General features: G+C 75.0%; 11 protein-coding genes and 2 pseudogenes. 4 read left to right on the top strand and 9 right to left on the bottom strand.

Features of this window, described 5'->3' with window-relative positions; genetic code table 11:
• Positions 1-648, bottom strand: a 648-nt coding sequence (locus ABD946_RS28555) for an FAD-dependent monooxygenase (protein WP_345288340.1), incomplete at its 3' end; no start/stop codon positions are given.
• Positions 612-1,025 carry an FAD-dependent oxidoreductase gene (locus ABD946_RS28550; protein WP_345288333.1) on the bottom strand — a complete coding sequence of 138 codons (414 nt, stop codon included), beginning with the start codon at positions 1,023-1,025 and terminating at the stop codon, positions 612-614. The genes ABD946_RS28555 and ABD946_RS28550, both read right to left, overlap by 37 nt.
• 258 nt (positions 1,026-1,283) lie before the next feature.
• Between ABD946_RS28550 and ABD946_RS28545 the strand changes: the two genes are divergently transcribed.
• A complete protein-coding gene (locus ABD946_RS28545) occupies positions 1,284-2,501 on the top strand; it encodes an MFS transporter (RefSeq protein WP_345279490.1) in 1,218 nt (405 codons plus the stop codon).
• A gap of 16 nt (positions 2,502-2,517) precedes the next feature.
• Here ABD946_RS28545 and ABD946_RS28540 read toward each other — a convergent pair whose 3' ends face one another.
• A complete protein-coding gene (locus ABD946_RS28540) occupies positions 2,518-2,928 on the bottom strand; it encodes a DUF4267 domain-containing protein (protein WP_345288331.1) in 411 nt (136 codons plus the stop codon).
• Between the two features lie 33 nt (positions 2,929-2,961).
• The gene (locus ABD946_RS28535; RefSeq protein WP_345288329.1) at positions 2,962-3,702 is read right to left on the bottom strand and encodes a hemerythrin domain-containing protein; all 741 of its coding nucleotides are present in this window, start codon (positions 3,700-3,702) and stop codon (positions 2,962-2,964) included.
• 120 nt (positions 3,703-3,822) lie between these two features.
• On the opposite strand from ABD946_RS28535, the gene ABD946_RS28530 reads away from it, so the two are divergent.
• On the top strand, positions 3,823-7,401 hold the full coding sequence (locus tag ABD946_RS28530) for an ATP-binding protein (RefSeq protein WP_345288327.1): 3,579 nt from the start codon (positions 3,823-3,825) through the stop codon (positions 7,399-7,401).
• A gap of 7 nt (positions 7,402-7,408) precedes the next feature.
• Here ABD946_RS28530 and ABD946_RS28525 read toward each other — a convergent pair whose 3' ends face one another.
• From ABD946_RS28525 to ABD946_RS28515, 3 genes are all read right to left on the bottom strand, one after another.
• Positions 7,409-8,233, bottom strand: coding sequence for an SAM-dependent methyltransferase (locus tag ABD946_RS28525; RefSeq protein ID WP_425558722.1), 825 nt, complete (start codon positions 8,231-8,233; stop codon positions 7,409-7,411).
• A 103-nt stretch (positions 8,234-8,336) separates the two neighbouring features.
• Positions 8,337-9,119 carry an SGNH/GDSL hydrolase family protein gene (locus ABD946_RS28520; protein WP_345288338.1) on the bottom strand — a complete coding sequence of 261 codons (783 nt, stop codon included), beginning with the start codon at positions 9,117-9,119 and terminating at the stop codon, positions 8,337-8,339.
• A 43-nt stretch (positions 9,120-9,162) separates the two neighbouring features.
• Positions 9,163-9,735 (bottom strand): PadR family transcriptional regulator, encoded by a 573-nt coding sequence (locus ABD946_RS28515; protein WP_345288324.1) that lies wholly within the window; start codon positions 9,733-9,735, stop codon positions 9,163-9,165.
• A 67-nt stretch (positions 9,736-9,802) separates the two neighbouring features.
• Here ABD946_RS28515 and ABD946_RS28510 point away from each other — a divergent pair, with 67 nt between their 5' ends.
• Positions 9,803-10,273, top strand: coding sequence for a nuclear transport factor 2 family protein (locus ABD946_RS28510; protein ID WP_345288322.1), 471 nt, complete (start codon positions 9,803-9,805; stop codon positions 10,271-10,273).
• A 158-nt stretch (positions 10,274-10,431) separates the two neighbouring features.
• On the opposite strand, the gene ABD946_RS28505 is transcribed toward ABD946_RS28510, so the two are convergent.
• Together ABD946_RS28505 and ABD946_RS28500 are read right to left on the bottom strand one after the other, a co-directional pair.
• Complete coding sequence (locus tag ABD946_RS28505; protein WP_345288320.1) at positions 10,432-10,650, bottom strand: hypothetical protein; 219 nt, start codon at positions 10,648-10,650, stop codon at positions 10,432-10,434.
• A gap of 57 nt (positions 10,651-10,707) precedes the next feature.
• Positions 10,708-10,911, bottom strand: a pseudogene (locus ABD946_RS28500) (flotillin family protein); the annotation flags it as partial.
• Between the two features lie 121 nt (positions 10,912-11,032).
• Between ABD946_RS28500 and ABD946_RS28495 the strand changes: the two are divergent.
• Positions 11,033-11,209: pseudogene (locus ABD946_RS28495) on the top strand (IS5/IS1182 family transposase); the annotation flags it as partial.
• Positions 11,210-11,224 lie beyond the last annotated feature (15 nt).

Raw genomic sequence — 11,224 nt, 5'->3', positions numbered from 1 at the left:
CAGGCTGCGGCGGTGGCGCCGGGCGTAGGCGGCGAGCGCCTTCTCCAGGTCGCCCTGGCCGGGGCTGTCGGCTCCGCGAGCGCCTGCCAGGGCCGGGCCGACGGCCTCGGCCAGCCACTGGGCGGACTGCAGGGCCCAGGCGCAGCCGACGCCCCAGAGCGGGTCGGGGGTGAGCGCCGCGTCGCCGACCAGGGCGAGGCCGGGGGCGGTCGGACGGCGGCTCTGCAGGGGGTAGTTGACGGTGCCGATCAGCTTGGAGATCCGCCGGGCGCCGTCGACCGGCGGTGCCTCGGGGAGGGCGCGGACGAATGCGAGGAAGCTGCCCTCCGGGTCCGCCTTGAAGGCGGCCAGGTGCTTCTTCTTCTCCACCAGCACCGCGAGCACGGTGACGCCGTCCTCGTTGGGGAAGGCGTAGGCCATGTCGGGCTCCAGGAACCAGGTCTGGCCGATCCCCCCGGCCAGCGGCAGGTCGCGGTACTGCGCGAGGTAGCCGAAGCGGCCGTTCTCGTACTGCTTGGTGGCGATGCCCGCCCCCTTGGCGACCGCCGAGTCCTTGCCGTCGGCGCCGACCACCAGCCGGGCGCGCAGCTCCCGCTCGCCCTCGTGGGTGCTCACCCGGACGCCGACCGTCCGCCCGTCCTCCCGCAGCAGGCCGGTGACCTGGTGGCCGAGCAGCAGGTCGACCCCGGGGTGGCGGCGGCGCGGGAGCGGATCAGCGGGTCGAGCCTGCTGCGCCGGAGGTTGTAGGCGTACGGCAGGGCGGGCCCGCCGGGGGCGGCCTGGGGCTCGATCCAGCCCCAACGGGTCCACCAGCGGGCGTCGTTGTGCAGGGCGCCGGCCGCCTCGATGGCCTCCGTCAGCCCGAGCTCCACCAGGACCGGGTAGGAGCTGGCCACCAGGGAGTGGGTGCAGAGCACCTTGTACGCCTGCGGGTCGGCCCGGCGCTCCAGCAGCGCCACCCGGACTCCCTGGCGGGCCAGCAGGATCGCCGCGGCGCACCCCGCCAGGCTGGCCCCGCTGATCACGACGTCGTACTGCTTCGGACTCCGCGTACCGTGCCCCGTGCTTCCGGACCGTGCCATGAGCCGTCCGCCCCCTTCGGTGCCGTTCCGTCCCACCGGCCGATTACCGGTGGGTACACATCAGCGCCCCTCAGCTGACAACCTGTCAAGAGCGCACCCCGCCCCGGACGGCGACCGCCACTATTCATCAGGAACCCTGCCTGATAAATTCTGCTCCGTCAGAGCGCAGCCGTTCACTCACCAGGGGAGGGCCCAGATCCCATGGGCAGCTATCAGGACGCCCGCCGGGCCAGGATCCGGTTCGGCGTGGTCTTCGCCGTCCACGGCGCCGTGACCGGCACCTTCGTCACCAGGATCCCCTGGCTCCAGCACCACCTGGGCCTGAACGCCGGCCAGCTCGGCCTCGCGCTGCTCGCCCCGGCGATCGGCGCCTTCCTGGCGATGCCGCTGTCCGCCCGGGTGGTGGACCGCTACGGACCCCGGTCGGCGATGCGGCTGCTGATGGTCCTGTGGTGCCTGTCGCCGGCGCTGCCCGCCCTCGCACCGAACCTGCCCGCCCTCTGGGCGGCGCTCTTCGTCTACGGCGCGACCTCGGGCATGGCCTCGGTGCAGTTGAACGCCCGGGGCGTGGAGGTCGAACGCGACCTCGGACGCTCCGTCATGTCCGGTCTGCACGGCCTCTGGAGCGCCGGCGGCCTGATCGCCTCGGGCTTCGGGGTGCTCGCGGCCGGGCAGCACCTCGACGCCCGGATCCACCTGGCCGTCACCGCCGTGCTGCTCACCGCGCTCGCCGTGCCCGCCTGCAACGGACTCCCCGACCTGCGCGCCGAGGCCCACCCCACCGACGGCCCGCAGACCTCCCGGAAGGCACCGCCGCGCCTCGCGCTCCCGCCCCGGTCGGCACTCGCGATCGGCCTGGTCGGCTTCTGCGCCGTCTTCGCCGAGGGCGCCGGCATGGACTGGGCCGGGGTCTACCTGCGCGACGTGACCGGGGCCTCGCCCGCCGTCGCGGCGGCGAGCTTCACCGCCTTCGCCGCAACGATGACGGCCGCCCGCCTCACCGGTGACCTCGCCGTCCGCCGCCTCGGCCCGGTCCGTACCGTCCGCCTCGGCGGCGGGCTCGCCACGCTGGGCGGTCTGCTGGTGGTCTGCTCCGGCTCGCCCGCCACCGCCGTTCCCGGTTTCGGCCTGATCGGCATCGGCGTCGCCACCGTCGTCCCGCTGGCCTTCGCCGCCGCCGGACGCACGGCCGAACCGAGCCGGGCGATCGCCGGCGTGGCCACCATCACCTACACCGCCGGTCTGAGCGCCCCCGCCGCCGTCGGCCTGATCGCCCAGACCGTCTCGCTCAGGGCGTCGTTCGTCCTGGTCGCCGCCCTCACCGGCGCCCTGGTGTGCACCGCCGGCGCCCTCCGCCACCGGCCCGCGCCGGCCTCCGTCGCCGACGCCCCGTCCGAATGGACCGTCGGCGCCGTCTGAGGCGGCTCCGCGTAGCTCAACCCGCCCGCCGGGCAGCCGCCGTGGCCCCACGCGGCTCCGTGAGCAGCAGGGCCGCGGTGAGGAGCACGCCGAGGGCGGTGAGGCCGTGCACGGTCAGAGCCGTGGTGGTGTCACCGTGCCGGGCGAGGATCAGGGACATGTCGCCGATCGGGATGGTCGCGGCCGCGAGCATCGCCCAGCCGAGCGAGCGCCGCCGGCCCGTGAGCAGCAGGACGAGGAGGATCAGCGCGAGGCCCAGGTCGCGGATGCCCTTGACCGCGAGGAAACCGGTGCCCTGCTCGGTGGGCCAGTCGGGCAGGCCGAAGCCCGAGGCCATGGTCTGCGGGGTGAGCAGGAAGCCACTGCCGAACCAGAGGACGAAGGCGATGCCGAGGGCGGCGAGGACGGTGGCGAGGTGCTTCTTCATGACGGGGATCTCCTTCGGTGACGGGCGAGCGGTTCAGCCGCGGACGCGGCGGACGGAGCGGGCGTACAGCGAGCGGCCGACGGTGTGCCACAGGAGGCGGCCGGGGAGCGGGAGTTCGGCCAGGAAGGCGGCCCGCTCCTCGGCGTCGGCGTCCTCCAGGGCGATGCCGAGGAAGAGCAGCAGCTTCGGCTTGGGCGTCGCGGCCAGGAAGTGCTCGCCGAGCCGGTTCCACTCGGCCACGGTGAGGTGGCGCTCGGCGAGCGGCAGGAGCTCGGCCTCCTCGTCGTCCAGGTGCTCCACCAGGACGGCGCGGTGCTCCGCGAGCACGGCGGCCAGCCGGTCGCGCTCCGCCTCGCCGGCCGTCGACTCCCAGGCGGGGAGCGCGGCTTCGGCCGCCGCCAGGGTGGCGGCCACCCGCTCGTGCTGGGCCTCCATCCGCAGCACCACCTCGGCCTCCAGGTCGACCCGGCCGAGCAGCAGCGGCCACAGGTGCTCGTCCTCGCCGTGGTGGTGGTTGTGCAGGCCGAGCAGGTAGTCGCGGAGGTGGGCGGTCAGGACGGCGGCCCGCGCGGTGTCGCCGGGGGCCACGGCGGCGACGAGTTCGGCCAGCAGCCCGGCCTCGCGGCGCAGGCCGCGGTGGATGACCACCATGCCGTGGGTGTCGGGGCGGACGCGGTCGTCCGTCGTGTTCCGGCCCTTGCTCGCGGTCTTGTTCTCGGTCTTGCTCGCGGTCTTGCTCTCGGTCTTGCTCGCGGTCTTGCTCTCGGTCTTCATGGTGAAGAGCTTGGCCGGGGCCTCCTGGAAGCGGTTTGGAGACGACTTGGAACCCCCGGTCCCGTCGCCCGGACGGCACCTGACGGTCCGTGAGCCGGTCCGACTAGGATGGCGCGCGCGATGGTGCGGATATCGGTTCTCGGCTCCCTGACGGCCGAACGGGACGGCGCTCCGCTACCCCTGGGCGGGCGGCGGCAGCGGTCGGTGCTGGCCCTGCTGGTGGCCTCGCGGGGCCGGGTGGTCTCGGTCGACCGGATGGTCGAGGAGCTCTGGCAGGACGCCGCCCCGGCCCAGGCGGTGACCTCCCTCCAGTCGTACGTCTCCAACCTGCGCCGCCTGCTGGAGCCCGGCCGGGCCCCGCGCACCCCCGCCCGGCTGCTGGTCAGCGCCGCCCCCGGCTACGCCCTGCGGCTGGACGAGGCGGCGGTGGACTCCTGGCGCTTCGAGCTCTTGGCGGCACGGGCCGCCACCGCACCCCCGCACCAGGCCCTCCCCCTGCTCACCGAGGCACTGGCCCTCTGGCAGGGTCCGGCCTACGCCGAGTTCGCGGACGAGCCGTGGGCCCGTGACGCGATCGCCCGCCTGGACGAACTCCGTTTCCACGCCCGCGAGTCGGCCGTCGCGGCCCGCCTCCGGACGGGCGACCCGGCCACCGCCGTACCGGAGGCCGAGCTGCTCACCCGGGACGCCCCGCTCCGGGAGGAGGGGTGGCGGCTGTACGCGCTGGCGCTCTGGGCGGCGGGCCGTCAGGCGGACGCCCTGGCCGCGCTGCGGCGGGCGCGGGCGGTCCTCGCGGAGGAGACCGGCCTCGACCCGGGGCCGGCGCTCGCCGCTCTGGAGTCGGCCGTCCTGTCGGGCCGCACCGAGGCGCTCGCCGACCTGCTGCCCGGCCGACTCCCGCACCCTCTCGGCGTGTTCGGCTCCGCTGGCACCACCCTTCCGCCTCCCGGCACGACGAGCACCCCAGCCACCACCCTCCCGCCACCGCCCGGCACGACGAGCGCTCCGCCCGCCGGCCTCCCCGCGGAACCGGCCACCGCCCCTGCGGCACGCGCACCGTTCGCCGGTCCGACAACCACCACCGACGCACCCCCGACCCGGGTGGACCACGCTCCGGTGAGCGGCCTCACCGGCACACCGCCGACCGGGCTCACGGGACGCGTACCGTTCGTCGGCCGAGCCGCAGAGCTGGCGCAGCTCACCGCTGCCGCCGCGCGCGCCGACGCCGGCGCGGGGCCGGCCTTCGCCCTGGTGACCGGCGAGGCGGGGCTCGGGAAGTCCGCGCTGCTGGCCCGGTTCGCCGAACGGCTGCGCGCGGAGGGGTGGTTGGTGGTCTCGGGGCGGGCCGAGGACTCCGCCGGAGCACCACCCGCCTGGCCGTGGGTGCAGGCCCTGAGGGAGCTGGCGCAGACCGCGCCGCCCTCCCCCGAACAGTCCGCCCTCCTCGCCCCGCTCCTCTCCGACGACTCCCCCACCGCGCCCGCCGACCCGGGCGACGGCGCGGCGGCCCGCTTCCGCCTGCACCGCGCCGTCCACACCTGGTTGGCCGAAGCCGGGACCGACGCCACGGCCGACGCCACCACCACGACCGCGCCCGAAGCAGGCGCCGGGCCCGCCCCCGGCCGCCCCGTGGCGCTGCTCCTGGACGACCTGCACTGGGCCGACGGCGAGAGCACCGCCCTGCTCGGCGCCGCGGCCGAACTGCCCTCCGGCGCCCGGATCCTGATCGTCGGTGCGTACCGCGCCGAGGAGGCGCCCGCCGGCCTCACCGAGGCCCTGGCCCGCCTCGCCCGCCGCGAACCGGTCCGCCTCCCCCTGCCCGGCCTGGCCCCACCCGCCGTCGCCGAACTGCTCACGGCCCTCGGCGCCGACACCGGCGACGGCAGCGGCAGCGGCACGGCCGCCGGCCCGCCCGTGAGCCCGCAGACCGTCGCCGCCCTGACCGAGCGCACCGGCGGCAACCCCTTCCACCTGCGCGAGAGCGCACGCCTGCTCGCCGCCTCCGGGGAGGCGGCGGCGCTGGGCGAAGTCCCGCAGGGTGTACGGGACGTGGTGCGGCGTCGGTTCGCCCGGCTGCCGGCCCCGGCCGTGGCCGTGCTCCGGCTGGCGGCGCTGGTGGGCGCCGAGGCCGAGGTCGAGCTGCTGGTCACGGCTGCGGAGACCGGGGAGGAGGAGGCGCTCGACGCCCTGGAGGCCGGGGTCCTGGCCGGGTTGCTGGTGGAGCCGTCGCCGGGCCGGGTGCGGTTCGTCCACGCGCTGGTGCGCGACACCCTGCTGGCCGATCTGACGGCCCTTCGGGCCCGCCGGATGCACGGCCGGATCGCCGACGGCCTGGAACGGCTCGGCTCCACCGACGTCACCGCACTCGCCCACCACTTCGCCTCGGCGGCCTCCACCGCCACCGCCCGGCGAGCCGTCCACCACGCCCTGTCCGCAGCCGAGTTGGCCGGTCGCCGGCACGCGCACGACACCGCCTCCGCCGTCCTGACCACCGCCCTCGCCGCCTACGACCGCGTCCCGGACCCCACCCCGGCCGAGCGCGTCGACCTGCTCGGCCGCCTGCTCCGTGCCCAGGTCCGCGCCGGTGCCGTCACCCGGGCGCGGGCCACCCGGCAGCTCGCCGTCGACTCCGCGCACGGCGATCCCGCACTGCTCGCCTCCGCGCTCACCGCCTGGACTGTCCCCACCCCCTGGCAGATCCGGCCCTACGGGGAACTGGACCTGCCGCTGATCGCCCTGCTCACCGCCGAGTCGGTCCGTCCCGGCCACTCCGACGCGGTGCGGTGCGACCTGCTGCTCGCCTACTGCGCCGAGCTCTCCGACCTCCAGGACCCGCGCGCCCGCGCCGCCGCCGAGCAGGCCCTGACACTCGCGGGGGACGATCCCGTCCGTCGCGGCCGGGCACTGGCCGCGCTGCTCCGCGAGCTGGACGCGGACCGGGAGCGTCCCCGGCTCGCGCTGCTCTGTGCCGAACTGGCCGAGTCGGCGCTCACCCACGACCTGCCGGGGCTGCGGTGGTTCGGGCTCTTCACCGGCGCCTCGGCGCAGCTCTCCGCCGCCGCGGCCGACCGGCTGCTGGACGAGGCGGCGGAGGTCGCGCAGGCCTACCGGCTGCCGCAGGCGCTGATGGTGGGGCGGGCCGCGCTGGCCGTCCGGGCGGTGCTCGCAGGGCGGCCGGAGGAGGCCGAGCGGCTGTACGCGGAGGCGGCCGCCGGCATGGCCGCCCAGGGGTCCCCGCACGCGGAGGGCTTCCACCTCATCGCCCTGGCCACCATCCGCAGCCGGCAGGGCCGCCTGCCCGAACTCCTCCCCCGCCTGCGCCGGTTGGCCGACCGGTACCCGCCGGCCCGGGACGTCCTCGCGGCCGCCCTCGGCGCCGACGGCCACCACGAGGAGGCCCGCACCGTCCTCGCCCAGGCCGGCCCGCTGCCCACCGACTTCTTCCTCAAGCTCTACGCCACCTTCCGGGCCTCCACCGTCCTCGCCCTCCAGGACCGCGCGGGCGCCGCCGCCCTCTACGCCACCCTCCTCCCCCTCCACGCCGCCCCGCCCCCTGCCGCCGGCTACACCGTCGCCATCCGCCCCGTCGCCGCCACCCTGGCCGATCTGGCCGCCTTCCTCGGCGACCCCGAGGCCTCCGCCGCGCACCACGCCGAGGCCGACGCCGTCGCCGCCCGGTGGGACCTCGCCGCGCCCTGACGCTCCGTCACGCCTTCCGGGCGACACCGCCCGCGATGCAGCGCTGACCGGCCGTCCTCGGCTTCAACTGCGGGCCGTCCGGCCACCAGTCGGCGCACGGGACCAGGCCCGGGGCGACCATGTCGAGGCCGCCGAAGAGCTGCTCCAGTTCGGCCCGGGTGGAGAAGGTGCCGCTGCCCATCATGCTGTGCAGGAACATCTCCTCCATCTTCCGGGCGGTCGCGCTGAACTCGTCCGCCGGGTCGAGGAAGTGACTGACCGCCACGTACGACCCGGGCGGCAGCGCCTCGACGTACGCGCGCATGATGTCGCGGCGGGTACGCAGCGCCTCGCCGTTGTAGTGGTGGAGCGTGCCCATCTGCAGCAGCGCGACCGGCCGGGTCCAGTCCAGCGCGGAGCGCACGGCCTCGTCGCTCAGCAGGGCCTCCGGCTCGAAGATGTCCGCCTCGACCACCGCGACCCTCTCGTTGCCCGCGAGCAGCGCGCGGCCGTGGGCCAGCACCATCGGGTCGTTGTCCACGTAGACGACCCGGGCCTCCGGGTCGACGCGCTGGACCACGTTGTGGGTGTTCTCCGCGGTCGGCAGGCCGGAGCCGCAGTCCAGGTACTGGGTGATGCCGGCCTGGGTGGCGAGGAACCGGCAGGCGCGGATCAGGAAGGCGCGGTTCTCCAGCGCCAGGTCGACGGCCTCGGGGGCGGCCTCCAGGACGCGGCGGAGCACCTCGCGGTCCACCTCGTAGTTGTCGGTGCCGCGGAGGAAGGCGTCGTACACCCGGGCGATGCTCGGCTTCGTCGGGTCGACGTACGCGGGAACGGTCTGGTCGGACGTCATCTGGGACATGCCAGCGGACACTAGTCCCGCAGGGGCGCCACCCACCGTCGCAACGGCGCCCCACGCGCTCAACCCACCCGTCCGTGTGACAACCGACCCGGCGTCACGCCCGCAGGACCACCGGGGCGAGCGCCGGCCGCCGCGCGCTGCGCCCGTCCCCGGAGGAGCGGCCCCGGACGCGCCGGGCCAGCCACGGGCCCAGGAAGGCGGCGGCCCAGCGGAGCTCGGCGGCGGTGGCGCGGACGCCCGTGGCGACGGCCTGCGGCGGGAGCGGATCGGCCCAACTTCCCGAGCTGCCGGGCAGGTCGAGGGCCTGCGCCACCGCCTCGGCGATGCACCGGTGGCCGAGCGGGGAGGCGTGCAACCGGTCCGCGGCCCACATCCGGGGGTCGGTGGATGCCTCCGGGAGGGCGGTCTCGGCGACCACCACGCCGTGCCGGGCGGCGGCCGCCCGGATGTGGTCGTTGATCTCCAGGATACGCGGGCGCAGCGGCTTGGCCAGGGAGACGATCCGGGTGATGTCGGGGAAGGTCACGGTCGCGACCCGGGCCCCGGCCTCGGTGAGCGCGGCGAACATCGCCTCCAGCTCGCCCGCCGTCCGGGCCGGATCGAAGCCGGGCCGCAGCAGGTCGTTGACCCCGGCCACCACGGTGGCGAGGTCCGGCTTCAACTCCAGGGCGGGGCCGAGCTGTTCGGCCCGCACCTGCCCGGCCAGCCGGCCGCGCACGGCCAGGTTGGCGTACTGGAAGCCGGGCTCCAGCACCGCCAGCTGCTCGGCCAACCGGTCGGCCCAGCCACGCAGGCCGACGGTGTCGTCACCGTCGCCGACCCCCTCCGTCTGGCTGTCGCCGAGGGCGACGTAGCGCAGGTAGGGGCGCTGCTGCACAGACCTGTCCGGCTCGGTGCCGTCCGGCTCGGTGCTGTTCGGTTCAGTGCTGTTCGGCACGGCTCTCCTCGCGTGCTCGCAGGACGGCCGCGATCCGCAGGCACCAGTCCCTGGTCTCCCGTTCGAACGCCACACCGCGCAGGCAGGTCAGGTAGGGCCCGATCCGCTCGCCGTGCAGCAGGTACTCGTCCTCGTCCGCGCCGCCGCGCAGCGTGTGCAGCAGCTCCACCAGGAAGTCCACCTTGGCTGCGGCGATCTCGGCGCGCTCCTCGAGCTGCGCGAGGACGGCGGCGGTGCCGATCCGGTCGGCGGCCTGCACCTTCACCATCAGGTCGTCACGGATGAAGGAGGGTTTGGCCACCGTCTCGGCGAAGGCCTCCAGTTCGGCCCGGCCGGCCTCGGTGACCTGGAAGAGCCGCTTGTTGGGCCGCCCCTCCTGGAGCACCTGACGGCCCGACACCAGGCCCTCCTTCTCCAGCTTCGCCAGCTCCGCGTAGAGCTGCTGGGGCAGGGCGTGCCAGAAGTTGGCCACCCCGATGTCGAAGGCCTTGGCCAGCTGGTAGCCGCTGAACTCGCCGTCCAGCAGCGCGGCCAGGACCGCGTGCCTGAGTGCCATCTCCGTCGCCCCTTCCCTTCCGAGGTCCGCGACGGCATCATACTCATGAAAATGACTAGTCACATTGATGACTATCGAGGAGGGCCCCACCGTGCCGCTGCACCCCACCGCCGAACGCTTCCGCTCCGCCGTCGAGAAGGGCGACCACGCCGCGCTGGACGACCTCTTCAGCGCGGACGTGCGCTTCTTCAGTCCGGTGAAGTTCGCCCCCTTCGAGGGGCACCCGATGGTGGTCGGCCTGTTCGGCGTTCTGCTGGACACCTTCGAGGACTTCCGCTACCTCGGTGAGTTCGACGGCACCGCCGAGCCGACCGCCGGCGGCGAGCCGGGCCGCTCGGCGATCCTGCCGTTCCGCACCACCGTGGACGGCAAGCAGATCCACGGGATCGACCTGCTCCAGTTCGACGAGGACGGCCGGATCGACGAGTTCACCGTCATGGTCCGCCCGCTCAGCGCCGTCCAGACCCTCTCCGCCGCCGTCCTGCGCGGCCTGGTGGCCGCCGGCCTGGTCCCCGACCCGGCGGCCGCCGGGTCCTGACGGGGCGTCGGTCGGCGGCAGCCGCTGCTGGTGGCCAGGGCCAGTCCTCCGTGACGGGGAACACGTCGGCCTACGGGCTCGGTCCACCGGTCTCCGGGTCCAGACCGTCCAGCGGTCCGGATCGGGATCGTTCATCGGCCAGGCCGTCTCGTCGGCGTTCATCCCGGACCCCCGGGGCAGGACGGCCTCGGCACCGGGGCCAGGATGACGAACCCACCGAGGTCGCCCACCCCGTAGACGTCCAGCAGCGCCTTGTGGTCGCTCGGCGAGCTCACGCCCAACGACGCTTCGGCGGCCGCCCGGTCGATCCGCTCGCCGTCGGCGAAGTCCGCCGGTACGAGATCGAGCAGTACGGCCGGCTCGGAACGAATGCCCACGGTGGCGCCCCTCCGGATCGGTGAGCAGCCACCCCGGTCATCCCGGCTGACACTCGTTCACCGCCGTTCCGGCCTGACCGGGATGGACTCGGCCCGGGGGCGCCCGGCGGCCGGCTGGGCGGCGGACCCGGTGGCGGCGTTCATCGTGCCGAGCAGCTGGCGCGCCAGGCCGAGGCCGGTGCCTCCCATCGTCAGGGCCTTGGCGAACATTTCGCCCATGCCGTCGGCACCGTTCAGCAGTACCGTGTCCTCGACGTTGCCGGTGGAAGCCCGTTGATGAGCGCCATCGGTTGTGGTCGGCGGACGGCACCTGGGAGCTTCTGCTGCACGACCCTTGCCGTCAGTACCCACGGCAGCGTGCCATCCGGCGGACGATCCCGGAGAAGGCGGACGGCCACCAGGATTCGACAAGGAGCGGTACAAGAAGCGCAACACTGTCGAGAGGGCCATCAACAAGCTGAAGAACTCCCGCACCGTCGCGACCCGTTACGGCGAGCGCGGATACGTCTTCCTCGGCACCGTCACCGTGGCCGCCCCCGTCATCTGGCTCCACACATGATCAGTCACCGTCCGG

This window comes from Kitasatospora albolonga (assembly GCF_039535905.1).
Classification (GTDB): Bacteria; Actinomycetota; Actinomycetes; order Streptomycetales; family Streptomycetaceae; genus Kitasatospora; species Kitasatospora albolonga.
This window is presented reverse-complemented; position numbering and strand designations above follow the sequence as displayed.

Excerpts from the sequence above, each read along its gene's own strand:
- ABD946_RS28545 (WP_345279490.1), top strand. The coding sequence starts at position 1,284 with ATGGGCAGCTATCAGGACGCCCGCCGGGCCAGGATCCGGTTCGGCGTG.
- ABD946_RS28540 (WP_345288331.1), bottom strand. The coding sequence starts at position 2,928 with ATGAAGAAGCACCTCGCCACCGTCCTCGCCGCCCTCGGCATCGCCTTC.
- ABD946_RS28535 (WP_345288329.1), bottom strand. The coding sequence starts at position 3,702 with ATGAAGACCGAGAGCAAGACCGCGAGCAAGACCGAGAGCAAGACCGCG.
- ABD946_RS28530 (WP_345288327.1), top strand. The coding sequence starts at position 3,823 with ATGGTGCGGATATCGGTTCTCGGCTCCCTGACGGCCGAACGGGACGGC.
- ABD946_RS28525 (WP_425558722.1), bottom strand. The coding sequence starts at position 8,233 with ATGACGTCCGACCAGACCGTTCCCGCGTACGTCGACCCGACGAAGCCG.
- ABD946_RS28515 (WP_345288324.1), bottom strand. The coding sequence starts at position 9,735 with ATGGCACTCAGGCACGCGGTCCTGGCCGCGCTGCTGGACGGCGAGTTC.
- ABD946_RS28510 (WP_345288322.1), top strand. The coding sequence starts at position 9,803 with ATGACTATCGAGGAGGGCCCCACCGTGCCGCTGCACCCCACCGCCGAA.